This window comes from Oleiphilus sp. HI0123, assembly GCF_001635315.1.
Window position 1 is genome coordinate 1 of record NZ_LWGE01000737.1, and the last position, 399, is coordinate 399.

The following is a 399-nucleotide window of genomic DNA, read 5'->3' on the forward strand; positions in this document are numbered from 1 at the left end:
AACGCCAGTTGTGCCTCCAGTGTACTGGAGCATACATAAATCATCTGGGCCAATATCTTTACGGGCTTGCAATTTAGCCTGATCAAAATCATTGAGGATTTGGCTAAAAGAGTGGCAACCCTCTGGAGCAGGCGTCGGGGAGTCGCTTAGTAAATCCGCAGCACCTGTTGAAATCACTAGCTCCAGCGCCGTATCACCCTTGATTTTTTCTAAGTTGGGCAACAGGTCTTCTAGAATAATTATCGCCTTGGCACCTGAATCTGAGAATTGATGCTGCATTTCTCTAGGCGTGTAAAGAGGGTTTGTGTTTACCACGACTAAACCAGCACGCAACGCGGCGTAAGCAGCAATTGGGTACTGGCTTAGATTTGGCAGCTGTATCACTATCCGGTCACCCTG

1 protein-coding gene is annotated in these 399 nt (G+C 47.9%); it reads right to left on the reverse strand.

Annotated features, from left to right (window positions below; translation table 11 throughout):
* On the reverse strand, nucleotides 1–384 hold a 384-nt coding region (locus A3761_RS06565), incomplete at its 3' end, for an AMP-binding protein (RefSeq protein WP_231881181.1).
* Between the last annotated feature and the right edge of the window lie 15 nt (nucleotides 385–399).